The sequence below is a fragment of the Mycobacterium sp. NPDC003449 genome, from assembly GCF_053588415.1.
Genome location: NZ_JBSFPX010000001.1, coordinates 39,365 through 61,398, shown reverse-complemented (window position 1 = coordinate 61,398; position 22,034 = coordinate 39,365). Strand labels below are relative to the sequence as shown.

The window sequence follows — 22,034 nt, the reverse complement described above, 5'->3', positions numbered from 1 at the left end:
CCATAGGATGTTGAAACACCATGACTGACAATATGATTCGACCTCTCACTGGTGTGCGGGTGCTCGAACTCGGCAACTACATCGCCGCACCGACAGCGGGTCGCATGCTCGCCGACTTCGGCGCCGAGGTGATCAAGGTCGAGCGGCCGATCACCGGGGATGAACTCCGCAACTGGCGGTTGTACGCCGGTGACACGTCGATGCTCTACCGCACGATCAACCGCAACAAGAAGTCGATCGTGCTCGACCTCAAGACCGAGAAGGGCCGGGCCGTCGTGCTCGACCTGGTCCGGCACTGCGATGTCGTGCTGGAGAACTTCCGGCCCGGGACGCTGGAGAAGTGGGGGCTGGGCCCCGATCGTCTCAACGAGGCCAACCCGGATCTGGTGATCACCCGCATCTCGGCGTTCGGCCAGACCGGCCCGCTGGCCGAACGCCCGGGCTTCGCCGCGGTCGCCGAGGCCTACGGCGGACTGCGGGAACTGGTCGGCGACCCGGACCGGCCCCCGGTGCGCACCGGGGTGTCGATCGGTGACTCGATCGCCGGTATCTACGCCGCATTCGGCACAGTGATGGCGCTGTTCCAGCGAGAGCGCACGAAAGTGCCGATGGAGCAACGCATCATCGATGTCGCGCTGAACGAGGCGATTCTGTCGGTGATGGAATCCCTGGTTCCGGACTATCTGGCCTACGGGGTGAAACGGGAACGTGTCGGAGGCCGGATGGAAGGCATCGCGCCGAGCAACGCCTATCCGTGCGCCGACGGCACCAGCATCATCGTGGCGGGCAATGGTGACGCCATCTACCAGCGGTACATGACCACGATCGGCCGGCCCGACCTGGCGTCCGACCCAGACCTGCAGACCAATGCCGGGCGCTGGAAGCGCCGCGACGAACTCGACGCGGCCATCGCGCAATGGTCCAGCCGGCTCGGGCGCGACGAGGCGCTCAAGCTCCTCGACGAGGCCGGGGTGCCGTCGGGACCGATCTACACCGCCGCCGACATCTGCGGCGACGAACAGTACGACGCACGAAACATGATCCAGCACTTCGACGTCGACACCGGCGAGAACCAACCACGATCGGTCGGCTTCCCGGGTATCGTGCCGGTGATCGGGGGCAGGTCGTTGCCCATCCGCAGCGTCGGGCCGGACCTCGGCGAGCACACCCATGAAGTGCTGTCGCGGCTGCTCGGCCTCGACGACAAGGAAATCGGAGCCCTCGCATGACCTCTGCAACGACCATCGCCGAACCCCGCCCCTACACCCCACGGGCGGATCTGCGCGACGTCACGCTGCGCGACGGGCTGCAGCTGACCGCCAAAACCCTGCCCACCGCACTCAAGGTCGAGGTGATCCGAGAACTCCTGGCGATCGGCGTGCCCGCCCTGGAGATCGGGTCGATGGCCCGGCCCGACCTGGTCCCGCCGCTGGCCGACACCCTCGACGTGGTCTCCGCGCTCACCCCCGACGAACTCGACAAGTGCTGGATCTGGGTGGCCACCCCGCGTCACGTCGAGAAGGCGGCCGCACTGGGCGCGCGCCACTTCCAGTACTGCCTGTCGGCGTCGGACTCGCACAACAAGGCCAACATCGGCCGTGACACCGAGACCAGCGTGGCGGCGATGCCCGATGCGATCCGCATCGCCCGTGAGGTGGGCGGGTCGATCCAACTGTGTATCGCTACCGCGTTCACCTGTCCGTTCGAAGGTCTCGTCGACCCCCGGCGGGTGTGGGGGATCGCGGCCGACCCGCGCACCGACGGTGCCCGCGATGTGGTGCTGTGCGACACCATCGGGCAGGCCATCCCCACCCAGGTTCACGACCTCATCGCCGGGCTCGACAGCTCAGAATCCGCGCGCCGCATCGTCTTCCACGGGCACGACACCTGGGGGCTCGGGGTGGCCAACACCCTCGCCGCGATCGACGCCGGTGCGACGATGGTCGACGGATCGCTCGGCGGGCTGGGTGGCTGCCCCTTCGCACCGGGCGCCAGCGGCAACACCGCGACCGAGGATCTGCTGTTCGCGCTGCGGCCGGCCTGGCTGACCCCGGCCGCGCTGGGCTCGGTGGTGGCGTTGTCGGAGAAGGTGCTCGCCGAACTCGGGGAGCCCAACCGGTCCAAGACCGCGCGGGGTGCGCGTTCCAGCGCAACGGCTTTCCGATGGGTCATCGACGACGGCCGGCCGGCGGCGCCGAACTGCGGGAACGCCGAAGCCTGAACCGGCACGGGTAGATTCTCGGCATGGCCAAGGACGAAGGGGATCCGGCGACCAAGCAGCAGACGCTGCTGGTGCTCACCAAGATCACCGAGATCCTCAACGCGTTCACCCTGGCGTCCCCGGCGATGACCCTCGGCGAGATCCAGCAGGCCACCGGGCTGCCGACCTCGACCGTGCAGCGGCTGGTGAGCAACATGGTGGCCCAGGGCATGCTGGACCGGGTCGGCGATCAGATCCGGATCGGCATCCGGATGTCGTACTGGGCGGCCACCGCGCGCAAGGACGTCGACGTGCTCGCGGTGGTCAATCCGGTGCTCAAGGAGATTCGGGACAAGATCGGCGAAACCGCGTGTTTCTTCACCGTCGAGCAGAACTTCCGGGTCTGCGTCGCGGTCGCCGAAACCCATCACGCACTGCGCCGGAACATGTACGTCGGCAAGGTGATTCCGCTGCACGTCGGCTCGGCGTCGCGGGTCCTGCTGGCCTGGAATCCGGACCTGGCCGACAAGATCCTCAAGGCGCCGCTGCAACAGATGACCGAAGGCACCGTCACCAGCGCCGACGAGTTGGCCGCCCACATCGCCAGGGCCAGGGCCGACGGCTACGCCATCACCGCAGGCGAACGCGAGGACTCGGCGTCGGGGCTCTCGGCCCCGGTATTCGATTCGGCCGGAGACACTCTCGGGGCCGTCACGGTCAGCGGGCCGACCGTGCGGATGCCGCGAGAGCAGTGCGAGGCATGGGTCGATCTGGTGGTCGGGTACGCCGAGCAGATCACCCGGACGCTGGGTGGTCGACCACCGCAGTGACCCGTCGATAGGCTGATCCGCATGACCTGCTGGCTGATCACCGGATGCTCGACCGGACTGGGGCGCACCCTTGCCGAGGCCGTTGTGGCCGAAGGCCATGACCTCGTGGTCACGGCCCGCGACGTCACACAGATCGCCGATATCGCCGAAACCGCCCCCGAGCGGGTGCTGGCCCTGGCGCTCGACGTCACCGACCCCGCACAGGTGGCGGCCGCCGTCGCGGCCGCCGACAAGCGGTTCGGGGGTGTCGGCGTGCTGGTGAACAACGCCGGCTACGGCTACCGCGCCGCCGTGGAGGAAGGCGACGACGCCGACGTCCGCACCTTGTTCGAGACCCACTTCTTCGGCGCCGTGGCGACCATCAAGGCGGTCCTGCCCGGTATGCGGGCCCGCCGCTCCGGGGCCATCGTCAACATCTCCTCGATCGGGGCGCAGCTGACCCCACCGGGGTCCGGCTACTACGCCGCGGTCAAGGCCGCGATCGAGGGCCTCAGCGGGTCGTTGCGCTCCGAGCTCGCGCCGCTGGGGATCTCGGTCACCATCGTGGAGCCCGGTGGCTTCCGCACGGATTTCGCCGGGCGTTCGCTGACCCAGTCGGTCACCGTGATCGACGACTACGCCGATACGGCCGGGAAGCGCCGCAAGGAACACGACACCGCACACGGCACGCAGCCGGGTGATCCCGTCAAGGCGGCCGCCGCGATTCTGGAGGCGGTGCGGTCCGCCCGGCCGCCCGGCTTTCTGCTCCTGGGGTCGGATGCGGTGACCGGCTATCGGCGGGTGGCCCAGTCGAGGGCCGCCGAGATCGACGAATGGGAGAGTCTGAGCACCGGCACCGATTACGGCGCCTGACCCGCTCCGGTCGGTGCCGCCGGATCTCACTCCGGCAGGACGATGTCCTCCCAGGTGATCGTGATGCGGGGTGCCGCGACACCGAGGGTGTCGGTGATGACGGTCGCCGCGCGGCCCCGCAGCGCGTCGCCGTCGTCGAGATAGGTGCGTTCGCGTTCGTCGGCGCCCACGGCGACCAGATGGATGTGTACGCCGCTCAGAGTCCGGCCGTCGGCCTGCACGGCCACGTCGGCGATCGCGGCCGACACCGCCGCGGCCGGTTCGGCAAGCGCCCAGGTCAAGGCCTTGGCGAGGGCCAGCTGGCTGAAGGTGATTGCCGGGCTGGAGGTTTCGACCTGCCGACTCTGCCGGGGCAGCGTGAGGACCCGGTGTGCGATGCCGGCGCGCAGCTGTTCGAGGGTGGCCGTACCGTACGGCGAAGTGGCGCCCGGGTGGGCGCCGGGGCCGTCGTCGAGGCCCGCGAGTTCCCGGGTGGCGTCGGCGATCCACGCCGTCGCCTCCTCGAAGGCGTCGTGGTCGTCCGTGGTCATGGCACCCATTGGTTCTCCAGTGTTACGCCATGATCCGCCGGCTGTACAGCCGGCGGACACGCGGATGTCGTCGGGGAACTCGTCGGCGCGCTCATGGGCGGAACTCCTCGAGGGCCTCGGCGAGCTGCTTGCGGGTGCGCTGCAGGTGTCCGCGCACCGATCCTTCGGTGGTGTGCAGCACGGTGGCGATCTCGTTCAGCGACATGCCGTACACCTCGCGCAGCCACCACGCCGCACGCGCCGGGTAGGAGAGCCGGGACAGCTGGTCGCTGAGCGCGACCAGGAAGTCGCCGTCGAGGGCGCGCTGGCCGGGGCCGGGGCCGATATCGGCTCGTTCGGGGGTGGCGTCGATGTCGACGACGGTCCGCCTGCGCCGCAGCGCGTCGACCGTCTTGCGGGACGCCAGCGAGTACAGCCAGGTGCGGAACCGGGACCGGAACGCGAACGACGGAAGCGCCTTCCAGGCGGCGACGAAGGTCTCCTGGACGATGTCGTCGCACTCGGCGCGCTCGGGATAGGTGTGGGCGACGAACCGCAACAACGCGGGTGCGTGTCGCACCACCAGGGCGTCGAACGCTTCCGCGTCGCCCCGCTGCGCCCGCTGCACCAGCAGTTCATCGGACAGCGACGCCAGCAGGTCGGGACCCCCAACCATCACGTTCCCCGACCCCCGTTCGTGCATCGCCCCCGTCTCACCACCGTGAGAATATGTTCACGGTCTCATTCGCGTGCGCTTTGCCCGCCTCGGTCCGACGAAGTGATTGTGCCGGAAGAAATGCCCGGCGATCCGACAGTTGCGATCAGCGAGCCGAAGGAGAAGTCGATGACCACGCCAACCCAGGTGGCGACGAAGGCCAACGAGTCCACCGCATCGAAGCCGGCGGCCGGATCCGTCAAAGATGTCGACAAGGCCTCCGACCGCGGTGTCACCACGATCGCCGACATCGTGGTGTCCAAGATCGCCGGTATCGCGGCACGCGAGGTCGACGGCGTATTCGATCTCGGTGGTCAGGCGGCCCGGGTCGTCGGGAAACTGCGCGAGACCCTGCCCGGTACGGCCAGCCTGACCCAGGGCGTCAGCGTCGAGGTGGGGGAGCGGCAGGCGGCCGTCGATATCGGGATCGTCGCCGAGTACGGGGTCGCCATCCACGACCTGGCCGAGGGTATTCGGGGCAACGTGATCTCGGCGATCGAGAACATGACCGGGCTCGAGGTGACCGAGGTCAACGTGACGGTCCACGACGTGCACTTCGCGGAGGACGACGACGCTCCCAGCGAGCCCAGCGAGCCCCGCGTCCAGTGATCGACGCCGATCGAGTCGACCGCGTCGTCGCGGCCGTGACCGCGGTCGACGGTGTCGTCGGTCTGCAATCCGCCGGGCTTGGCGTCCCGGCGACCCACCTGCCGGGGCGCACCGTTCGAGGGGTGCGGTTGGGCCCTGACCGTGGCCAGGTCCAGGTGGTGCTCGAATTGCGGGCCGGTTTGAGGGATGTCGCCGACCGGGTACGTCAGGCGGCCAGCGTGGCCGCCGGCGTCCCGGTCGACGTCATCGTCAGCGATGTGGCGGTCGCCGGGTCCCGGTCCGACGTGCCGTGAACGAGGCCGTGCGGCGCGCGCGTCGGGAGGTGGTGCGACGCCACCATCCCGACGTCGGCGGATCGGCCGAGGAACTGATCGCGGCGTTGGCCGCGCTGGACGGATCGCACGCCGGGTGGCGGCGCCCCGCGGTCCGGGTACAGCGGACGTGGCGTGGCCACCTCGCGAATCTCGCGGGCGCCCGGCGCCGACGCATCCGGCGTCGGCGCGCGAAACTGCTCTTAAGGAGATGACGAGGATGAACGGACGGTTTACCGTGATCGGCCTGCTGGTCGGCCTGTTGTTGGCGATCGCCACCGTCACCGGGGGCCTGATCGGCTTTCTGCTGGCGCTGGTGCTCGGCGGTGTGGGCGGTGCCATCGGCGCACACCTGGACGGGACGATCGACCTGACTGCGCTCGGTCGCCGCGGCCGGAGCTGACGATGACCGCGCAAACGGTGGCGACAGCGGGCCGCGGCCGCACGGTCGTGCGTGACCGGGCGCGGGAGCGGCTGGTCGAGCATGCGGTGCTGTCGGTGCCGGGGGTGGTGCACCGCCGCGGTCTGCTGCCGGGCCGCGCGCTGCCTGCGATCGGGATCGTGGGGGACACCTCGCCGATCGTGGATGTCGAGATCGCGGCCGGCTGGCCCGTCGACGGTGCCACCGTGCTCGACGACGTGCGCACGGCGGTGACCCGTGAGCTGCGGACATCGCTGGGCCAGGACCCGGGCCGGGTCGATGTCCGGATCGCCCGGGTCGACAGCGATCGCACCCCGATTCAGGTCGCCGAGGCGTACTCGGCCGTCGCGGGGGACTCCGACACCGTGGGCACGTCGCCGGGTGCCACGCGGCACGGACCGCGCCGGATGGCCGGGGCAACGGTCACCGGCGTCCTGGTGGCGCTGGCGCTGGTCGTTGTGGGGGCGATCGCGCTTCGTGACGTCGCGATCCGGGCGGGATGGGTCGACGGTGGGCCGTGGATCGCGGCCGCGGCAGGCTGGGCCGACGACGCCCAGTGGGATTGGTGGACGTGGCCGGTCGCGGTGGCGGCCGCACTGATCGGGCTGACCCTGCTGGTGGTGGCGCTCAAACCGCGGCGCCGCAGCTACCTGCCGGTCGGTGACGGGGTCTGGGTTCCCCGGGGATCGGTGCAGCGCTGGCGCGACAGCGAAACCGACGCGCTGGAATCGGACGGAGGGGGCCGGTGACATCGACGTTGAGATTCCTCGACCGGCTGCTGACCGCGCTGCTGGGCATCGCGCTGCTGGCCGGCGCGGTCTGGCTGATCGGCTACGGCATCAATATGCGGCAGGTCCGCGACGGCGCCGCGCGGCTCGACCCGCGGACCCTCGCCCAGGCGCCCGATTGGTCGTGGTGGCCGTGGGCGCTCGGGCTGGCCGGGGTGCTGGTGTTGCTGATCGGGGTGTGGCTGCTGCTGGCGCATGTTCGCCCGACGGCGGTTCGCACGCTCGCCGCCGGCGACGGCAAGATCGACCTGGACCGGCTGGCCGCCACCGCCGCCGACGACCTCGGCAGGCACACCGCGGTCGAACGGGCGCGGGCGACGACCCGGTTCGAGGGTGGGCGGCCGGTGGTCCGGATCGCGCTGCGGGTCGCTCCCGGCACCCCACCCACGCTGATCCGGCAGTTCGCCCGCCGCTGCGGTGAGGATCTGCGACGCGCATCCGGGGCCGACGTCGACGTCCAACTTCTGGTCGACGAGATGCGTCAGGAACGGGTCAGCCCGCAGCCCGGCTGAGCCGGTCGAGAACTTGGGCATCGCCGTCACCGTGCGGCGGTTCCAGGAACAGGACGGGCGGATACGCCCCCGACGAGAGGATCGAGTACATGGGTATCGCAGACGACGCGCGCAACAAGGCCGAGGACCTCAAGGGGCGCGCTAAAGAGGCGGCCGGGGCGGCCACCGACGATGACGATCTCAAAGCCGAGGGGCAGGCCGACCAGGGTGTGGCCGGCGCCAAGCAGAAGGTCACCGACGCCGCCGACAAGGTGAAGGAAGGCGTCGATTCGGTCAAGGACAAGTTGACCCGCGACGACGCCTGATCACGGCGGGGCCGGGCCGGGACCAGCTCCCGTCCCGGCCCTGACCCGTCGGCTACTCCAGTACGAAGACCGGGATCAACCGGTCGGTCTTGGTCTGGTACTCGGCGTAGGGCGGGTAAGCCTCGACGGCCAGCTTCCACCAGTGCTCGCGCTCGGCGCCCTCGAGTTCGCGTGCGGTCAGGGAGACGACCTTGTCGCCGTCCTGCGCGGTCACCGAAGGGTTGGCCTTGACGTTGAAGTACCACAGCGGGTGCTTGGGGTCACCGCCCTTGGACGCCACCATGGCGTACTTGCCGTTCTCCTCGACCCGCATGAGCGGCACGTACCGCTTGACCCCCGACTTGGCGCCGGTGGTCGTGAACAGCACGACCGGACGGTCGAGCACCTCGACCCCGTCGGTGGTGCCCTGGTTCAGGATGCGTTCAGTCTGCTCGCGGACCCAGTCGGTGGGGCTCAGTTCGGCATGTTCAGTCACGCCGGGCGCAACACCGACCGGCCCGCGTCTATTCCTTCGCCCGCCCTTGCACCGCTCTTGCACCGCGACCGTGCGTGTCTGTCGGTGGGCGCGCCGCGATTCGTCGGCATTTTGCGCACGCTCGTCCCCGGTTGAGGGCGACGTCGACGGCCGGCGTCAGAGCATCGACCCGCCGCTGGCGTCGAGCCATTGTCCGGTGACCCACCGCGAATCCTCCGACGCCAGGAACGCGACGATGTCGGCGATGTCATCGGGCTGCGCGACCCGGTTGAACGGTGATTGTGCGGCGACCGCCGAGCGCCCCTCGGGGGTCGCCAGCCGGGCCGCGTTCATATCCGTGTCGGTGCTGCCCGGACCGACCGCGTTGACCGTGATACCGCGTGGGGCAAGCTGTTTGGCGAGGGTGGCGGTGAACGACAGCCTGGCCGCCGGGATCCAAGCCGACATCGCCGCGGAACTGCTGCCCGCCGACACCGATGCGAACGCCCTCGCCCAGTACGTCATGACCACGCTCAACGGCATCGCGCAGGCGGCGTGCGACCGCATCCCGCGCGCGATGCTCGACCGGGTCGCGGCCATCGCGCTTCAGGCCTGGCCGCCGCGGCCGTAGTCGATCAGCTGCGGTTGTAGATCCCGAGCGCGATGGTCAGGGCCGCCTCATTGCACTCGTCGTCGGTCAGCGCGAGGTCGCCCATCATCGCCACACTCCACGACATCGTGAGCAGCGCCTGCCTGGCGTGAAACTGCGCGATCGGATCGTGGTCGGGTGCCGTCATCGCGTCGGCTACCGCCCGGAATTGGTAGCGCAGATCGGTCCCGATGCCGAGTCGACTGAAGGCGGCGTAGTTCTCGTTCATGAACCGGGTCATCGCCCGGCCGGTACCGTGCAGCACCGCCCCGTAACGGCGCAGGATCTCCCGTCCGGTCCGCTTGCCGGACGGCTGGGCCGCGGCCCATGCCAGAATTTCGTCGACACCGGTGCGCAGATCGTCGGACAGACTCACCACGATGTCTTCCTTAGCCGAAAAGTGGTAGTAGATAGCGGCCTTGGTGATTTCGAGCTGTTCGGCGATCTGCCGGATGGAGGTCTGGTCGTAGCCGTGCGACGAGAACAGATCCAGTGCGACCGCACGGATCCTGTCTCGGGTGTCGGTGCGGCGACCTGCCACGGATGAACTCCTATCCATTACTTGACGACCGGTCGGCAATGAGTCTAGCGTGGCCGGCAATACTTACCGGCCGTCAAGTAATGAAGCAGGAGGCGACGGATGAGCGCGCAACCACTGCCCGAAACGCTCGCCGGCGCGCCGCTGACTGCCGTTGGCGTCGCGGTGATCCGGGCGCGGGAGACCGAACGCGACGACCGGCTCTACAGCGATCCCTACGCGCGGCTGTTCGTCGAGGCCGCCGAACGTGCCTACCTCGACCCGACGGCGCCCGCCGGATCCGCCGAAACCTGGGCATCGGTACGGCGCCTGGCCGAGGTGATGTACGAGAACCGCACATTCGGCGTGCGGATCACCGACGACGGTCTGCTGCGGGCAGCCGCTGAGGGACGCACCCAGATTGTGCTGCTCGGGGCGGGGCTCGACACCCACGCATTCCGCCTGCCGTGGCCTCGGCCGGTGCAGCTCTTCGAGATCGACCTGCCCGCGCTCTTTGCCTTCAAGGAACCGGTACTGGCCCGAACGGGTGCGAAACCGGTGTGCGCCCGGCACGTCATCCCGGCCGACCTGAGCGCCGACGAATGGCCCAACGCATTGGTGGACAGCGGATTTCAACCCGGCATCGCCACCCACTGGGTGGACCACGCATTGATGACCCTGCCGGTGGACACGGCCCGCGCGGGTGTGCGAGCGCTGACCGAGTTGTCGGCGCCCGGCAGCCGGTACGGATTCCCGGTCATGCCCCGCGACGGCTACCGGAAGACGCTGCGGTCGGTCGACGGCGCCGAAGACCTGTACCGGGGCGTGCCGAACATCGAACGCGGCCTGGGTGAGGACGCCCGCGAGTGGCTGGAGGGTATCGGTTGGACGACGACGTTCCAGCCGACGTCCGAACTGATCAGGGACTATCCACGCGCGCCGAGGGCCGACCCGGGCGGCGGGACGGTCATCGCGACCAGGAGCTGATCACCGCAGCCGCAGCACCACCTTGCCCATGGCGGTCCGATTCTCCAGTGCGGCAATGGCTTCGGCGGCCCGCTTCAACGGATACACATCGGGCCGCGGTGCCGCGACCGCACCGGAGGCGAGCAGCGGCTCCAACTCCGCCCACTGCTCGGCCAGGTAGCCCGGATGAGAGAACGTCCACGCGCCCCAGCCGGCGCCGACCACATCGACGTTGTTGAGCAGCAGCCGGTTGACCTTCACGGTCGGGATGTCCCCTCCGGTGAATCCGACCACCAGCAGCCGCCCACCCACCGCCAGGGAGCGCACCGAATCGGTGAACCGGTCGCCGCCGACCGGGTCGACGATCACATCCACGCCGCGTCCGCCGGTGAGTTCGCTGACCGCATCCCGGAATCCCTGCGCCAGCACGACGTCGGATGCGCCTGCGGCCCTCGCGCTTTCGGCTTTCTCCTCGGTCGACACCACGGCGATGGTGCGCGACGCGCCCAACGCCGGAGCCAGCCGCAACGCCGACGTGCCGATGCCGCCCGCGGCACCGTGCACCAACACGGTCTCGCCCTCGGCCAGCCTGCCCCGGGTGCGCAGGGCGAACTGCACGGTCAGATCGTTGAACAGGATGCCCGCGCCGGCCTCGAACGACACCGCGTCGGGCAGCTTGAACACGCGGTCGGCGGGCAGGGCGACCACCTCGGCCATCCCGCCGGACAGCATGGTCAGGCCCAGCACGCGGTCGCCGGCGCGGACGTGCGCGCCGGACGGTGCGCTGCGCACCACGCCGGCGAGCTCGGCGCCCGGGGTGAACGGCAGATCCGGCTTGTACTGATAGAGGCCGCGCGTCAACAACGCATCGGGGAATGCGACACCGGCGGCGTGCACGTCGATGACGACGTCGTCACCGCCGGACGGTTCGTCCACATCGACCACCCGGACCGCGTCGGGACCGTCGAGTCGGGCTATCTGTGCTGCGCGCATTGCGGCCTTTCCTCCCGTTGGCAGTGTTGTCCGCCAATTCTGCGTCACCCGTCGGTGCCCGCGGCACGGGGCGGTGCGGGGCAACCTCCGCCCGATTGTGACAGGTGTCAAGTTCGTCGTTTACCATCACCGGATGCTCAACGCGCGGGCCGCGGTCCTGGTCGACGCCGGCGGCGACCCGCAACTCGCCGACGTGCAGATCCGCGAGCCGGTCGGCGCCGAGGTCCTGGTCGAGATCGACGCCGTGGGGATCTGCCACACCGATCTGAGCGTGGCCGCACGGTTCCGCAAGCTGCCGATGGTGTTCGGCCACGAGGGCGCCGGACGGATCGTCGCGGTCGGACCGCAGTCCCGGCGCCGGATCGGTGATCAGGTTGTGCTCACCTTCGCCAGCTGCGGGCGCTGTGCCGACTGCGGCGCGGGCCGCCCCGCGTACTGCGAGCACGCCACCGACCTCAACATGCGCGGCGGCCGACCGGACGAATCGAGTGCACTGCGCCTTGCCGGCAATCCGATCGCGGCTGGATTCTTCGGACAGTCCAGCTTCGCCACCCACGCGATCGCCGATGACCGCAATGCCGTCGTGCTGCCCGAGCCGATCGACCCGGCGCTGGCCGCACCGCTGGGTTGCAGTGTGCAGACCGGTGTCGGTGCCGTGCTCACCGTGCTGCGGCCGCGACCGCAGGACCCGGTCGTGGTGTTCGGGGCCGGCGCCGTCGGGCTGTCGGCGGTGATGGGCGCCCGGATCGCCGGCTGTCGCAGCATCGTCGCGGTCGACCCGATCGCGCAACGACGCACGCTGGCAACCGAACTGGGCGCCACCGCGACGGTGGACCCGGCGGCCGGCGATGTCGCGGCCGCGGTGATGGAGCTGACCGGGGGAGTGGGGGCCGCGGTGGACACCACAGCCCGGCCGGAGGTCATCGCGACGGCGACCGGGGTGCTGCGGGCTCGCGGCACCCTGGCCCTGGTGGGCCTGGGCGCGCTCACGGCCGAGCTGCCCGTCGCGCTCATCATGGGTAGGGGACTCACGGTGCGCGGCGTGGTCGAGGGGGACAGCGAACCGCACACCTTCATCCCACGGCTGGTGGGCCTGCACCGCAGCGGCGAGCTGCCACTGGACAGACTGATCACCGCCTATCCGTTCGGTGATTTCGGTCAGGCCTGGTCGGCAGCAAAGTCTGGCGAGGTTGTGAAACCCGTGCTGGTTAACGCGCGGTAGGCTGGACAGGTCAGGCTTTTCCGGGTAATGACGCCGACGATCGGAGCAACGATGCCCCTCCCAGCACTTCCTCCGGGACGCCCCGTCGAGGTCCGGTCCGCCGACGGTGTCAAACTGAATGCCCAGGTCTTTGGGCCCGATGACGGGTATCCGGTGGTGCTGGCGCACGGCATCACCTGCGCGATCCAGGTATGGGCGCATCAGATCGCCGACCTCGCCCGCGACCATCGCGTCATCGCCTACGACCATCGCGGGCACGGCCGCAGCGAAACTCCGCGCACACGTCACAGCTACAGTCTCAACCATCTTGCCGCCGACCTGGACGCGGTGCTCGACGCGACGTTGCGGCCCGGTGAGCGTGCCGTCATCGCCGGGCACTCGATGGGCGGCATCGCGATCTCGGCGTGGTCGCAGCGCTATCCCGGCCGGGTCCGGACCCGCGCGGACGGGGTGGCGCTGATCAATACGACCACCGGTGACCTGCTGCGCGATGTCAGACTGGCCCCGGTACCCGCACCGCTGTCGTCGACACGGATCCGCGCCGCCGGGGCCATCCTCAAATCGCTGGGCTCGCTGCCGGTGCCGCGGCTGGCCGACGAACCCAACCGGCGGCTCGTGGCCTACCTGGCGGTGGGCCGGGACGCCGACCCGTGGATCGCACGATTCGTCCACCAGCTGTTCGCGGCCACACCGCCCGCCGGCCGCGGCGCCTGGGCGCGGGTGCTGGTCGACACCATGGGTCCCAAACACCTCTCCCTGCACAACCTGACCGTGCCGACGCTGGTGATCGGCGGCGCGCAGGACCGGCTGCTGCCGATCGGCGCCTCGCGGCGGATAGCCGCCGACGCACCCAACCTCGCCAGCTTCGTCGAGCTGCCGGGCGGGCACTGCTCGATCCTGGAGCGGCCGGAGCGGGTCAACGCCGAGCTGCGGGGTCTGATCGCGTCGGTGGTGCCGCGACGGCGGATCAGCTAGCCAGCCGTTTGGACACCTCGGCTGCCGCCCGCTGCCCGGAACGCACCGCGCCGTCGAGGAATCCGGTCCAGTCGTCGGCGGTTTCGGTGCCGGCCCAGTGGATGCCGTCGACCGGCGCGCGCAGCACCGATCCGTACCGGGTCCACGCTCCGGGCGGCACCGCCGCCGTCGGCCCGCCCGGAGCGAATCGCTGTGTGCCCCAGGAATGGTCGACATAGTCGATCGGGTGACGGGCGGCGTCGCCGAACAGCGTGGCGAAACCGGTCAATGCCCGCTCGCGGCGCTGCGCGGGCGGCAGCGGGTCGAACGTGCGGGCGTCGGTGAAGCCGAGCAGGATGCCGGGGCCGTCATCGTCGGGGCTGACGTCGAACGTGATGAACACCGGCCCCTCGTCGGACAGGGCCTCACCCGAACAACCGTCGGCCCGCCAGAACGGCCGGTCGTAGGCGGCATAGGCCTTGCTCAGATGGCCCTGCGGCCAATTGTCGACGAGCTCGGTGTACTGCGCGGCCAACGGTGGATCGAAGTCGATCCCGGCCCGGTGGGCCGGGGCGATCGCCACGATCACCGCGCGGGCGGTCACCTCGCCGGCCGGGCCGCCCACCGTGACCGTTCCGTCCTCGTGCCGCGCGATCCGCCGCACCGGGGTGTCCAGCACCACGCGGTGGTCCAGGTCCCGGGCCATCCGGAGGGCGATTTCCTGTGTGCCGCCCGGGAATCGGTCCTGCTGGGCACCCCCTTTGACGTCGAGCATCCGGCCCAGCCCGCCCGCGGCCTTGATGTAGCGCACGGCGTGCAGCATGCCGACCGCATCGGGTTCGGCGCCCCAGGTGACCCGGGACATGATCGCCATCAGGTTGCGGGTCGAGGCCGACGCGTGCACCGAGCGCAGCCAGCTTTCCAGGCTGCGTTGATCGAGGCGATGGGCTGCGGGCGCGGTCCACGGATCGGCCACCGGGATCAACCGGGACAGCCGGTCGAACCGCCATTGGATGCGGGAGACGTCGAGCAGCTCGATCAACGACAGCTTCGGGATGGTGCTGCGATAGGCCCGGACCCGGCCGTGCCACTGGATCAGGTTCTTGCCCTGGCAGTGCGTCGGGACCGTCTCGCAGCCGACCTCGGCGGCCAGTTTGAGCACCGCGTCCTGCGTCGGGCCGACGAAGGTGGCGCCCAGATCGACCGGCACCCCGGCGATCGTGGTGGTCGAGGAGCGCCCTCCGACCCGGTCGCGGCCCTCGAGCACCACCACCTCGTGTCCGAGCTGAACCAGGTCACGGGCGGCCGACAGCCCGGCGAAGCCGGCCCCCACCACAACGACATCGGTGCTGGTTGGGATGCTCATGTGACTAGGCTCTCACGGTGTGAAGGTCATGACGGCGTTGTTCGGGCCGATGGATGCGATCCAGCGGGCTCAGGCGTTGAAGGAAGCCGGAGCCAGCGGTGTTTTCACCTTCGAGGGCCCGCACGACGTGTTCGCGCCGCTCACCCTGGCGTCCACCGTCGGTGGCCTGGACCTGATGACCAATGTGGCGATCGCGTTTCCGCGCAACCCCATTCACCTGGCGCATCAGGCGATCGATCATCAGCTGCTCTCCGGCGGGCGGTTCACGCTGGGACTCGGCACCCAGATCCGCACCCAGATCGAGAAGCGGTTCGGTACCGAATTCGACCGGCCCGTCGCGCGGATGAGCGAGCTGATCGGGGCGTTGCGGGCCATCTTCGAGGCCTGGCGGACCGGGGAGCGGCTGGACTTTCGGGGCGAGTTCTACCGGCACACCCTGATGACGCCGACGTTCAGCCCGCAGGTGGGTCCGCACGGCCCGCCACCGATCTACGTCGGCGCGCTGGGGCCGAGGCTGACCCGGGCCACCGCGGAACTGGCCGACGGCCTGCTCGTCATGCCGTTCGGCTCGAAACGGTTCCTGCACGAGGTGACGATGCCAGCGGTGCACGACGGGCTGGCCGCGGCCGGCCGCGCTGCCGCCGATTTCGGTGTCGTCCCGGAGATCATCGTCTCGGTCGGGGACGATCACGAGGCGGCCCGGCGGCTGCTCGCGTTCTACGGATCCACCCCGGCCTACCGCCCCGTCCTCGACCTGCACGGTTGGGGCGAGTTACAACCCGAGCTCAACGCGCTGTCCAAGCAGGGCCGGTGGCGGGAGATGGGTTCGCTGATCGACGACGATGTGCTGCACACCATCGCGGCCTGCGGCAGTCCGGCCGATATCGCCGCCCACATCGTCGACCGGGTCGGCGGGGTCTCGGGCCGGATCTGCCTGTACCAGCCCGGCCCGATCGCGGTGGACTCGCTTGTCCAGATCGTTGACGCGCTGACCGTCTGAGCACCTAATGTGGTGGTAGGCGGCGGGACCAAGGGAGGTTCGCGATGGGTGCCAACGGGCCGGATCGCCCGGACTACTCCGATGTGCTGATCATCGGCGCGGGCATTTCGGGCCTGGGCGCCGCGTACCGCATCCACGAGAAGAACCCGGGGCTGAGCTACACCATCCTGGAACGCCGGGCCAGGATCGGTGGCACCTGGGACCTGTTCCGCTACCCGGGCATCCGGTCCGACAGTGACATCTTCACGCTGAGCTTCCCGTACGAGCCGTGGACCCGGCCGGAGAACGTCGCCGACGGCGCGGACATCCGCGAGTACCTCGCCGAGACCGCCCGCAAACACGGCATCGACCGCCACATACGGTTCAACACCCTTGTGCGGTCGGCGGATTGGGATTCGGGCACCGACACCTGGACCGTGCATGTCGAGCAGGACGGGCACGCCGCGAGCTACCGGGCCCGGTTCGTGTTCTTCGGGACCGGCTACTACAGCTACGACGAGCCGTATACCCCGGAATTTCCCGGCATCGAGACCTTCCGCGGCGACGTGGTGCACCCGCAGTTCTGGCCCGAATCGCTGGACTACACCGGTAAACGCGTCGTGGTGATCGGCAGCGGGGCCACCGCGATCAGCCTGATCCCGGCGTTGGCACGCGACGCCGGGCATGTCACGATGCTGCAGCGCTCGCCCACCTACATGATGTCGATGGCGCGCATCGACCCGATGGTGCAGGGCGTTCGGAAGGTCCTGCCGCGCAAGCTGTCCCACCAGGTGGTCCGGTTCCGCAATGCGCTGATCCATGTGTTGACCTACTTCGTGTGCCGCAAGGCGCCGAATTTCAGCCGCCGGCTGATCCGCAGCCGCACCGCCGCCGCGCTGCCCGCCGGCTATCCCGTCGACGTGCACTTCAAGCCGCGCTACAACCCGTGGGATCAACGGATGTGCCTGGTGCTCGACGGCGATCTGTTCACCGAGATCGGCGACGGCCGGGCCGATGTGGTCACCGGTCACATCGACCACGTCGACGCCGACGGCCTGGTGCTGACCTCCGGTGCGCGCCTGGACGCCGACGTCATCGTCACCGCCACCGGCCTGCAACTGCAGGCGCTCGGCGGGGTCACGCTGCGCATCGACGGCAGCGAGGTGAAAGCGACCGAGCGGTTCGTCTACAAGGAATTCCTGCTCGAGGATGTACCGAATATGGCCTGGTGCATCGGCTACACCAATGCGTCCTGGACGTTGCGCGCCGACATGACGGCGCGGGCGGTCGCGAAGTTGTTGGCGTATATGGGATCCCGCGGCTACACCCACGCCTACCCGCACAAGGGTGCGGCGCCGATGCCGGAGAAGCGCACCTGGGATCTGCAGGCGGGCTACATCCAGCGCTCCGAACATGCGTTGCCCCGATCGGGCACCAAACGGCCGTGGCACGTGCGGCACAACTATGTGCTCGACGTCATCGACCACCGGTTCGACCGGATCGAGGAGTCCATGGTGTTCGGCCGGGCCCCCGGCCACCCCCAGCACCGCGAGCGTGCGGGTCTGCTGGCCGACACGCCGTAATTCTTCGGCATGTCGCGCACGCTCGTCACGGTGTGCGGATGTGCAGCCTCCCCCGCGAGCAGACACAACGGTACCCGGGAACGCGCTTTCCGGGGTACCGGCGCGTCTGCTCGCGGAGGGGATTCACGGTGTGCGGATGTGCAGGCCCGTGGTCAGCAGCTGTGTCGCTGACAGCCCGAACGTGGTCTTGAACCGGTCCGCCAGGTGTGACGGGCTGGCGAACCCGGCATCGGCGGCCGCGGTGGTCAGATTGTGCCCGGCCGCCACTGCGCTACCGGCCAGCATCAGCCGGCTCCACATCCGGTAGCGCCGCAGGCTGGTCCCGGCCTCGCGCCGGAACAGGTGCAGGAACCGGGATTCGGACAATCCGGCCGCCGCGGCGAGCTTCCGCGCCGAGGTCACCGCGGCAGGGTCTTCGCGAATCTGCTTGGCCACCAGTTCGATCCGCGGATCGATCCGGTGCGGCGTGTCCGGCGCGGCCGCGTCCAGCCAGCGCCGGGCGGCGTCGTCGTCGCGGGGCATGGTGATCAGCAGGTGTTCGGCGCAGTGCCCCACCCCGATGCCCGCGTGGAACTCGGGGAACCGCTGCCGGCATGAGGCACTGCGCTGCGAACCGGGGTCGAGGTAGCACGACACCATCGCGCCCCGCATCGACAGCTGGTGGGTGAGCCGTGGCGGAATCAGCACGCTGCGGGCCACGGTGCTGGTGCCCTGCGCCGTCACCGTCAGCGGGGCGTCGACCCCGACGGCCAGGCACCACACCGACCCGGAGTGCGGTTCCAAACCGAGTCCCGGGCCGGCGTAGAGCGCCTGCCCTGGCCACAGCCACACCGTCGGGCAGCAGGTTTGTGGAAGCGGCGGCGTGGGTTCGGTCGGCATGCTGGACTCCTGAACAGTGTGAACAGGAGGCTACCGTGAGCACCGCAGTCACCGTCGTCGTCGGTGTGTTCTTTGTCGGAATGGGCTTGTATGCGCTCGCCGCGCCCGGGTCGATCCTGCGCCCGTTCGGGTTCAGCATCGGCACCGCCACATCCCGCGCCGAGGTGCGGGCGGTGTACGGCGGGTTCGGTCTCGCGGTCGCCGGTGTGCTGGGCTATGCCGCGGTGACGCCGTCGGTGCGAACCGGTGTGCTGATCACGGTGGGCGCGGCGCTGGCCGGAATGGCGTTCGGCCGTATCGTTTCCGCGGCGATCGACGGCCGGACGTCGTTCTATCCCAACTGGTTCTACTGCCTGGTCGAGGCCGTTGGCGCCGGCGCGTTGTTCTGGGCCGCCTGAGATCCCCGCGCCCAGTTTCTCCCGCGAGCAGACGCGTGGGTACCCGGGAACGCGCTTTCCGGGGTACCGACGCGTCTGCTCGGCGAGGAAAAATGGGTCAGGGGGCGACGGTGAGCCAGTCGGCGAAGCCGGACGGGTCGTGGCGCCCGAGCGCGCCGTGCTCGAACAGGCCCCAGCCCTCCACCGGTGCGCCGTCGCCCTCGGTGCAGACCGCGCGGCCGACGTGGTCGATGACGCCGAACCCGGCCCGGCCGATGATCGCCGGGTCGGTCATATCGTAGGTGAGCCGCTCGGTGAACTTATCGCCCTTCCACATGCCGTGCAGCCAGTCGACGTCGCCGCCGTACCCGCCGCCGACGTGAATCGGCACGGGCAGTTTGGATTCCACGTCAAACCGCACCGCCGTGCCGTCCAACGCCGTCGCGTCGATGGTGGCCCCGGTCGGGATCCGGGTGCCGGAGCGGTAGTGGATCCTGACCCGCGGCCAACCGAGTTGCTCGACGCGGCCGTCCTTCCAGATCCTGGTGCAGTCGTTGAGCGAACGGAACCCGTCGGGTGCCTCCTGGATGATCAGGACGATCGAGAACTCGTCGAACGCGATCGGCACATACAGCCACCACATACCCTCGAACGGTGGGTCTGCGGGCCGTCCGGCGGGTTCGGCCTCGCCGACCGGCCGGATGCCCCACGACCGGTCGCGCGACCCGATCCAGGTTGCCGGGTCGACGTCGACGCGCTGCCCGTCGATCTCCAGATGCCCGCTCCACGAACCCAGTTGGGCGAACCGCTGAGCGTCTAGGGTGACCCGGTTGCCCTGGCGCATCAGGTGGGGCTGCTCCTGGACCACACCGAACAGCCCGTCCCAGGTCAGATCGGCGGCGATGCCGTCGGTCTCGTCGAGGGTGATCCGGAGCTTCTGTAGCGGTTGGTCGACCTCGACCCGGTAGCCCATGACGTGCTGGTTGAGCCGGTCCTGGTCGATCGCATCGGACAGGTGCACGGCCGTTTGCCGATCACCTTGGCGCACCAGAAGATAGGCGTCCTTGACCCCGAGGTTGGGGTAGTAACCGATCCCGGTGATGACGAAGATGTCCCCGGTACGGTCGTGGGCGTTGAAATACGAACGGTCGTAGAAGTTCCGGTCCGAGGATCCCGGCCACGCGATGGGCTGGGGCACCTGGTGCACCGGGAATTCGTCCATGGGGCCGAGCATTTCAGGCTCCTTCCGAGATCAGTCGACGCAGCAGGGCGGCGTGGTAGAACAACGTCTCCACGTCTTCGGGTTTGTCCATCTCGCCGAACCGGACCCGCCGCGCGCCGGTGCGCATGAACACACAACACCAGATCACGCCCGAGTAGATGTAGAACCAGCGCAGATCGCCGAGTTCGGCTCCGGTCAGCTCTCGGTAGGTGGCCCGCACATCCTGCTCGCGCATCACATCGGGCAGCCCCGGCAGCCCGGCCAAACCGGCCAGCTCCTGGAACACCATGTGCGCGAAGATGATCCACGATACGTCCAGCTCACGGGGGCCGACGGTCGCCATCTCCCAATCCAGTACCGCCGCCGGCCGGAAGTCCTCGTAGAGCACATTGCCGATCCGGGAGTCGCCCCAGGCCAGGACCGGTTCGGCGGCCGCGACATCCTCGGGGAAGTGCTCGTCGAGCCAGGCCAGCGCCTGCTCCACCAACGGCGAGCGGCCGATGTCCGGTACGCAGAACTCGTACCAGTCCTTGAGCCAGCCGAAGTGCCTGCGCAGCGGGGTGTCGCCCGGCGGGTCGACCTCGGTGAGGAATCCGAAGGTCTGCTCGGCGTCGGGTATCGCGTGCAGTTTGGCCAGTACCGCGACCGTGCTGTCCTGGAGTTCCCTGCGCTTTTCGGCCGGTGCGTCGAAGAACCAGTTGTTGCCGAACGTGTAGGGCATGACGTCGGGCGGTACCACCCCGTCCACCCGGTCCATCAGGAAGAACGGGGTGCCGAGCACCGATCCGGTGGGTTCCAGCCAGCGCACCCTGGGGACCGGGACGGTGGTGAGGTCGGCGACCTGCCGCATCAACTCGAACTGGTGGGCCAGCCGGTACGAGTCGAAGACCGGGACATCGGCCTCAGTCGGTGCGACGCGCGCCACCAGGCGCCGGCTGACCCGGGTCCCGTCCTCGTCCCAATCGGCGGTCAGCAGGATGGTTTCCGAGGACATGCCGTTGGCGTCCACCCCGCTCTCGACGGTGACCCCGGGATTCGCCCCCGCCGGTAGCACGGTCGAGAGCCAGTCGGCGAGGGCCACCGGCAGGGTGCTGACGTCGCGACTCGAATGTTGCAGACGGCTGACGTCTTCGACAGCTGGTTCGTCGGCCATGCGATTCATCCTTACCGGCGCAATTACGATACTGTTGGTAGCGTTATGAAAGCAGAGCCTTCACCGCTTGGCAAGAGCGGCGGATCGGGACGTCCGCGAGATCCCCGGATCGACGGGGCGGTGATGCGCGCGACCGCGGATCTGCTTGTGGAATTCGGCTATTCGAATGTCACGATGGCCGCGGTCGCCGAGCGGGCCCAGACCACCAAGACCGCGCTGTACCGCCGGTGGTCGAGTAAGGCCGAACTGGTCCACGAGGCGGCGTTCCCCGCCGCGCCGACCGCACTGACCCCTCCTGCCGGTGATATCGCCGCCGATGTGCGCGCCATGATCGGCGCGGCCCGTGACGTGTTCACCAGCCCGGTGGTGCGGGCCGCCCTCCCCGGTCTGGTGGCTGATATGACCGCCGATGCGGAACTGAACGCGCGGGTGATGGACCGCTTCACCGGGGTGTTTGCCGCGGTGCGGGAGCGGATTGTCGACGGCATCGCCCGCGGTGAGGTGTATGCGGATGTCGATCCGGACCGACTCGTCGAGATCGTCGGCGGGGCGACCATGCTGCGGTTACTGCTGTGGCCGGACCGCGACCTCGGCGAGGACTGGGTGGACCAGACCGCGGCCATCGTCGTGCATGGGGTCAGGGCGGGTTGACATGAACCGGTGTTCAG

General features: G+C 69.4%; 29 protein-coding genes. 19 read left to right on the top strand and 10 right to left on the bottom strand.

Translation table 11 applies throughout. The features are described 5' to 3' along the window. Positions 1 to 20: 20 nt before the first annotated feature. Genes ACWDTP_RS00340 through ACWDTP_RS00325 form a run of 4 tightly spaced genes read left to right on the top strand, consistent with a single transcriptional unit; the run spans position 21 to position 3,882 of the window. Entirely contained in the window at positions 21 to 1,229 is a 1,209-nt protein-coding gene (locus tag ACWDTP_RS00340) for a CaiB/BaiF CoA transferase family protein (RefSeq protein WP_450015409.1), read from the top strand. After that, positions 1,226 to 2,221 carry a hydroxymethylglutaryl-CoA lyase gene (locus tag ACWDTP_RS00335; protein WP_450015407.1) on the top strand — a complete coding sequence of 332 codons (996 nt, stop codon included), beginning with the start codon at positions 1,226 to 1,228 and terminating at the stop codon, positions 2,219 to 2,221. The genes ACWDTP_RS00340 and ACWDTP_RS00335 overlap by 4 nt, the downstream gene beginning before the upstream one ends. Positions 2,222 to 2,244: 23 nt before the next feature. Beyond that, positions 2,245 to 3,030 carry an IclR family transcriptional regulator gene (locus ACWDTP_RS00330; protein WP_450015405.1) on the top strand — a complete coding sequence of 262 codons (786 nt, stop codon included), beginning with the start codon at positions 2,245 to 2,247 and terminating at the stop codon, positions 3,028 to 3,030. A 21-nt stretch (positions 3,031 to 3,051) separates the two neighbouring features. After that, positions 3,052 to 3,882 carry an oxidoreductase gene (locus ACWDTP_RS00325; protein WP_450015403.1) on the top strand — a complete coding sequence of 277 codons (831 nt, stop codon included), beginning with the start codon at positions 3,052 to 3,054 and terminating at the stop codon, positions 3,880 to 3,882. Positions 3,883 to 3,908: 26 nt separating this feature from the next. Here ACWDTP_RS00325 and ACWDTP_RS00320 read toward each other — a convergent pair whose 3' ends face one another. Both ACWDTP_RS00320 and ACWDTP_RS00315 read right to left on the bottom strand, forming a co-directional pair. Then, positions 3,909 to 4,421, bottom strand: coding sequence for a hypothetical protein (locus ACWDTP_RS00320; RefSeq protein WP_450015401.1), 513 nt, complete (start codon positions 4,419 to 4,421; stop codon positions 3,909 to 3,911). Between the two features lie 82 nt (positions 4,422 to 4,503). Then, positions 4,504 to 5,067 (bottom strand): RNA polymerase sigma factor, encoded by a 564-nt coding sequence (locus tag ACWDTP_RS00315; protein WP_450015399.1) that lies wholly within the window; start codon positions 5,065 to 5,067, stop codon positions 4,504 to 4,506. Between the two features lie 168 nt (positions 5,068 to 5,235). Between ACWDTP_RS00315 and ACWDTP_RS00310 the strand changes: the two genes are divergently transcribed. The 7 genes from ACWDTP_RS00310 (at position 5,236) to ACWDTP_RS00280 (ending at position 8,052) form a co-directional block, all read left to right on the top strand. Then, positions 5,236 to 5,715: an Asp23/Gls24 family envelope stress response protein gene (locus ACWDTP_RS00310; protein ID WP_450015397.1), complete on the top strand. Its 480-nt coding sequence runs from the start codon at positions 5,236 to 5,238 to the stop codon at positions 5,713 to 5,715. Further along, entirely contained in the window at positions 5,712 to 6,008 is a 297-nt protein-coding gene (locus tag ACWDTP_RS00305) for a hypothetical protein (RefSeq protein ID WP_450015395.1), read from the top strand. The genes ACWDTP_RS00310 and ACWDTP_RS00305 overlap by 4 nt, the downstream gene beginning before the upstream one ends. Next, entirely contained in the window at positions 6,005 to 6,241 is a 237-nt protein-coding gene (locus ACWDTP_RS00300; protein WP_450015393.1) for a hypothetical protein, read from the top strand. Before ACWDTP_RS00305 ends, ACWDTP_RS00300 begins: the two co-directional genes overlap by 4 nt. Before the next feature lie 5 nt (positions 6,242 to 6,246). Continuing rightward, on the top strand, positions 6,247 to 6,429 hold the full coding sequence (locus tag ACWDTP_RS00295; protein WP_450015391.1) for a DUF2273 domain-containing protein: 183 nt from the start codon (positions 6,247 to 6,249) through the stop codon (positions 6,427 to 6,429). Between the two features lie 2 nt (positions 6,430 to 6,431). After that, positions 6,432 to 7,196, top strand: coding sequence for a hypothetical protein (locus tag ACWDTP_RS00290; RefSeq protein ID WP_450015389.1), 765 nt, complete (start codon positions 6,432 to 6,434; stop codon positions 7,194 to 7,196). Next, positions 7,193 to 7,747 carry a hypothetical protein gene (locus tag ACWDTP_RS00285; protein WP_450015387.1) on the top strand — a complete coding sequence of 185 codons (555 nt, stop codon included), beginning with the start codon at positions 7,193 to 7,195 and terminating at the stop codon, positions 7,745 to 7,747. The genes ACWDTP_RS00290 and ACWDTP_RS00285 overlap by 4 nt, the downstream gene beginning before the upstream one ends. Positions 7,748 to 7,836: 89 nt before the next feature. Next, on the top strand, positions 7,837 to 8,052 hold the full coding sequence (locus ACWDTP_RS00280; RefSeq protein WP_450015385.1) for a CsbD family protein: 216 nt from the start codon (positions 7,837 to 7,839) through the stop codon (positions 8,050 to 8,052). A gap of 52 nt (positions 8,053 to 8,104) precedes the next feature. On the opposite strand, the gene ACWDTP_RS00275 is transcribed toward ACWDTP_RS00280, so the two are convergent. Continuing rightward, complete coding sequence (locus ACWDTP_RS00275; protein ID WP_450015383.1) at positions 8,105 to 8,527, bottom strand: nitroreductase family deazaflavin-dependent oxidoreductase; 423 nt, start codon at positions 8,525 to 8,527, stop codon at positions 8,105 to 8,107. Between the two features lie 156 nt (positions 8,528 to 8,683). Further along, positions 8,684 to 8,974, bottom strand: a complete 291-nt coding sequence (locus ACWDTP_RS00270) for an SDR family oxidoreductase (protein ID WP_450015381.1) — start codon at positions 8,972 to 8,974, stop codon at positions 8,684 to 8,686. Here ACWDTP_RS00270 and ACWDTP_RS00265 point away from each other — a divergent pair. After that, entirely contained in the window at positions 8,937 to 9,137 is a 201-nt protein-coding gene (locus ACWDTP_RS00265) for a hypothetical protein (protein ID WP_450015380.1), read from the top strand. The two genes, ACWDTP_RS00270 and ACWDTP_RS00265, sit on opposite strands and share 38 nt — an antisense overlap. A 4-nt stretch (positions 9,138 to 9,141) precedes the next feature. Here ACWDTP_RS00265 and ACWDTP_RS00260 read toward each other — a convergent pair whose 3' ends face one another. Continuing rightward, positions 9,142 to 9,696 carry a TetR/AcrR family transcriptional regulator gene (locus tag ACWDTP_RS00260; RefSeq protein WP_450015378.1) on the bottom strand — a complete coding sequence of 185 codons (555 nt, stop codon included), beginning with the start codon at positions 9,694 to 9,696 and terminating at the stop codon, positions 9,142 to 9,144. Between the two features lie 99 nt (positions 9,697 to 9,795). On the opposite strand from ACWDTP_RS00260, the gene ACWDTP_RS00255 reads away from it, so the two are divergent. Beyond that, complete coding sequence (locus tag ACWDTP_RS00255) at positions 9,796 to 10,659, top strand: SAM-dependent methyltransferase (protein WP_450015376.1); 864 nt, start codon at positions 9,796 to 9,798, stop codon at positions 10,657 to 10,659. Here the strand turns inward: ACWDTP_RS00255 and ACWDTP_RS00250 are convergent, their stop codons facing one another. Then, the gene (locus ACWDTP_RS00250) at positions 10,660 to 11,631 is read right to left on the bottom strand and encodes an NADPH:quinone oxidoreductase family protein (protein ID WP_450015374.1); all 972 of its coding nucleotides are present in this window, start codon (positions 11,629 to 11,631) and stop codon (positions 10,660 to 10,662) included. Positions 11,632 to 11,764: 133 nt separating this feature from the next. Here ACWDTP_RS00250 and ACWDTP_RS00245 point away from each other — a divergent pair, with 133 nt between their 5' ends. Both ACWDTP_RS00245 and ACWDTP_RS00240 read left to right on the top strand, forming a co-directional pair. Beyond that, the gene (locus ACWDTP_RS00245; protein ID WP_450015372.1) at positions 11,765 to 12,853 is read left to right on the top strand and encodes an NAD(P)-dependent alcohol dehydrogenase; all 1,089 of its coding nucleotides are present in this window, start codon (positions 11,765 to 11,767) and stop codon (positions 12,851 to 12,853) included. Positions 12,854 to 12,904: 51 nt separating this feature from the next. Next, positions 12,905 to 13,828 (top strand): alpha/beta fold hydrolase, encoded by a 924-nt coding sequence (locus ACWDTP_RS00240; RefSeq protein WP_450015370.1) that lies wholly within the window; start codon positions 12,905 to 12,907, stop codon positions 13,826 to 13,828. Here the strand turns inward: ACWDTP_RS00240 and ACWDTP_RS00235 are convergent. Continuing rightward, a complete protein-coding gene (locus tag ACWDTP_RS00235; RefSeq protein WP_450015368.1) occupies positions 13,821 to 15,173 on the bottom strand; it encodes a flavin monoamine oxidase family protein in 1,353 nt (450 codons plus the stop codon). The genes ACWDTP_RS00240 and ACWDTP_RS00235 overlap by 8 nt on opposite strands. A 28-nt stretch (positions 15,174 to 15,201) precedes the next feature. Between ACWDTP_RS00235 and ACWDTP_RS00230 the strand changes: the two genes are divergently transcribed. Continuing rightward, positions 15,202 to 16,173, top strand: coding sequence for a TIGR03617 family F420-dependent LLM class oxidoreductase (locus ACWDTP_RS00230; protein ID WP_450015557.1), 972 nt, complete (start codon positions 15,202 to 15,204; stop codon positions 16,171 to 16,173). Positions 16,174 to 16,217: 44 nt separating this feature from the next. Continuing rightward, positions 16,218 to 17,735 carry a flavin-containing monooxygenase gene (locus ACWDTP_RS00225; RefSeq protein WP_450015366.1) on the top strand — a complete coding sequence of 506 codons (1,518 nt, stop codon included), beginning with the start codon at positions 16,218 to 16,220 and terminating at the stop codon, positions 17,733 to 17,735. A gap of 123 nt (positions 17,736 to 17,858) precedes the next feature. Here the strand turns inward: ACWDTP_RS00225 and ACWDTP_RS00220 are convergent, their stop codons facing one another. Then, complete coding sequence (locus tag ACWDTP_RS00220; protein ID WP_450015364.1) at positions 17,859 to 18,614, bottom strand: helix-turn-helix domain-containing protein; 756 nt, start codon at positions 18,612 to 18,614, stop codon at positions 17,859 to 17,861. Between the two features lie 35 nt (positions 18,615 to 18,649). On the opposite strand from ACWDTP_RS00220, the gene ACWDTP_RS00215 reads away from it, so the two are divergent. Next, the gene (locus ACWDTP_RS00215; RefSeq protein WP_450015362.1) at positions 18,650 to 19,012 is read left to right on the top strand and encodes a DUF4345 domain-containing protein; all 363 of its coding nucleotides are present in this window, start codon (positions 18,650 to 18,652) and stop codon (positions 19,010 to 19,012) included. A gap of 97 nt (positions 19,013 to 19,109) precedes the next feature. On the opposite strand, the gene ACWDTP_RS00210 is transcribed toward ACWDTP_RS00215, so the two are convergent. Beyond that, positions 19,110 to 20,225: a hypothetical protein gene (locus ACWDTP_RS00210; protein WP_450015360.1), complete on the bottom strand. Its 1,116-nt coding sequence runs from the start codon at positions 20,223 to 20,225 to the stop codon at positions 19,110 to 19,112. A gap of 1 nt (position 20,226) precedes the next feature. Then, positions 20,227 to 21,366, bottom strand: a complete 1,140-nt coding sequence (locus ACWDTP_RS00205; RefSeq protein WP_450015358.1) for a phosphotransferase family protein — start codon at positions 21,364 to 21,366, stop codon at positions 20,227 to 20,229. A gap of 45 nt (positions 21,367 to 21,411) precedes the next feature. Here ACWDTP_RS00205 and ACWDTP_RS00200 point away from each other — a divergent pair, with 45 nt between their 5' ends. Beyond that, on the top strand, positions 21,412 to 22,017 hold the full coding sequence (locus tag ACWDTP_RS00200; protein ID WP_450015356.1) for a TetR/AcrR family transcriptional regulator: 606 nt from the start codon (positions 21,412 to 21,414) through the stop codon (positions 22,015 to 22,017). Positions 22,018 to 22,034 lie beyond the last annotated feature (17 nt).